2 protein-coding genes are annotated in these 2,262 nt (G+C 60.8%); one reads left to right on the top strand and one right to left on the bottom strand.

Going from position 1 to position 2,262, the window contains the following annotated elements:
• Positions 1–362: TGS domain-containing protein (locus ACFE0K_RS10995; RefSeq protein ID WP_434536109.1), on the bottom strand; the 362-nt coding region annotated here is incomplete at its 3' end.
• 203 nt (positions 363–565) lie between these two features.
• Here ACFE0K_RS10995 and ACFE0K_RS10990 point away from each other — a divergent pair.
• Positions 566–2,137, top strand: coding sequence for an HD domain-containing phosphohydrolase (locus ACFE0K_RS10990; protein ID WP_434536108.1), 1,572 nt, complete (start codon positions 566–568; stop codon positions 2,135–2,137).
• Positions 2,138–2,262: the final 125 nt, after the last annotated feature.

The following is a 2,262-nucleotide window of genomic DNA, read 5'->3' as shown; positions in this document are numbered from 1 at the left end:
AGGGCTTTGAGGTCTTCCGGGGTGCAGGAGTGTTCCCGGAAGAAATCGTAGTTATAGCCGTGTTGGGTGGTCGGGCCGGTGGGGACCTGGGTTCCCGGAAACAGCTCCTGCACCGCTTCTGCCATGACATGGGAAGCATCGTGGCGGATCAGATCCAGGCCGTCTTCAGTGTCGCGGGTGATGATTTCCACCGTGGCGCCATCGTCGATGGGAAGGTAAACATCGATCAACTTGCCGTCCACTTTGGCGGCAAGGGCCTGTTTGGCGAGTTTTTTGCTGATACGCTCGGCGATGTCCAGGGCGGACGCCGGCTGATCAAACGCCATGGTTGCCCCGTCGGGCAGATGATAGCTGACACTCATGAGAGGTAGGAATCCAGATTGGCTCGGAACCGGCAGATGGTAGGCAATCCGGACCACAGCTTCAACCGGAACCGGCGGTATATGCGCCGGTCGGAGGGAAATAGACGTATGGCGGTGTGTTTTGCCTGAAATCCTGGCTCAGCCTATGCTTGCTGGGTAAATACACGATTTTGTTACGGATGATCACTGGAGCGGGATTGCTCATGAACTCCTCTTTGCCCGACACCGCACCGGTGACGGATGAAAACCTGATGCCGCGGCTGCTGCGGGTAGCGCAGCATCTCAGCGAGCAGCGGGATGTACCGCGCCTGCTGCAAGTGTTGCTGGATGAGGCCCTGTATCTGTGTGAAGCCGATACCGGCTGGGTGTGGCTGTATGCGGATGGCAAGCCCGAGCCGGGCCTGAGCTGCCTGTGCCGCCGGTCCGGGGATGCCTCCCTGCACGAGGAGGCCAGCCTGTTTTGCCCCATGGCGCGCAAAAGCGGTTTGCCAGAGCAGTGTTATGAAGACGGTAAGCCGCTGGCGGTAGATCTGTCGGAAAACGGTCTCAGCGAGGAGGACCGGCACTTACTGGATGCGCTGGCACCGGATGCCGGTGCGTTACGGCTGTGGCCTTTGCGCAACCACGAAGGGGCGGTCATCGGTGTGCTGCAGCTGGCCTATAACCGCTCGCTGCCGGACCGTTTGCACCGGTTGGGCAAGCACAGCGACCTGATCTTCCAGTCCCTGCTGACCTATGCGGGCATTGCCTTGAGCAATCTGAGCCAGGTGCAGGAGCTCAAGGAACTGCTGGATGCCTTTATCAAGGTGCTGGCCCAGGCCATTGATGCCAAGAGCCCGCACACCAGTGCCCACTGCCAGCGGGTGCCGGTGATCACCGAGATGCTGGCCCAGGCGGCCTGTGAGGATAATTCGGACTTTGCGGATTTTTCCCTGGATGAGGATGGCTGGTACGAGCTGCACGTGGCGGCCTGGTTGCACGATTGCGGCAAGCTGGCCACCCCGGATTCGGTGCTGGACAAGTCCACCAAGCTACACACCCTCCATGATCGTATCGACGAGGTGGCCAGCCGTTTTGCCGCCCTGCGCGGGGAGATCCAGTTCCGTTACGAAAAGGCCTGCCTGCTTGATCCCGCTGACGAACCCGCCAGCCGGGAACGCATGGAAGCGGAAATCGGCCAATTGAAGGAAGAGCTGGCGTTTCTGGAGCGGATCAACCGGGGCGGTGAGGCCATGGCCGAGGTGGACCAGCAGCGGGTGCGGGATATCGCCGCGCGGCGCTGGACCGATGCCTGGGGTCAGAAAAAGCCCCTGCTCACCGATGACGAGGTCTACAACCTGTGCATTCCCCGGGGCACCCTGACGCCGGAGGAGCGGCAAATCATCAATGGCCACATGGATGTGACCCTGGACATGCTCGGTTCGTTGCCGTTCCCGCCCAAGCTGCGCCAGGTACCGGAATATGCGGGCGGCCACCATGAAAAGATGGACGGCACCGGCTTTCCTCTGGGGCTGACCCGCGACCAGATGTCGATTCCCGCGCGGATCATGGCCATCGCCGATGTGTTCGAGGCCCTCACCGCCAAGGAGCGCCCCTACAAGACGCCACTGAAACTCAGCGAAGCGCTTGGCATCTTGCAGCGTATGCGCGACAACGATCACCTGGACCCGGATCTGTATAGGCTGTTCATCCGTTCCCGGGTGTGGCGTCAGTACGCCGAGAAACATCTGGATCCGGTGCAGCTGGATGTGGAGGATGGCACGGCGTTTCTTTGAGCTACGAGCTACGAGCTACGAGCTACGAGCTACGAGCTACGAGCTACGAGCTACGAGCTACGAGCTACGAGCTACGAGCTACGAGCTACGAGCTACGAGCTACGAGCTACGAGCTACGAGCTACG

Source organism: Alcanivorax sp., from assembly GCF_051117345.1.
In the GTDB taxonomy this organism is placed as follows: domain Bacteria; phylum Pseudomonadota; class Gammaproteobacteria; order Pseudomonadales; family Alcanivoracaceae; genus Alcanivorax.
This window is presented reverse-complemented; position numbering and strand designations above follow the sequence as displayed.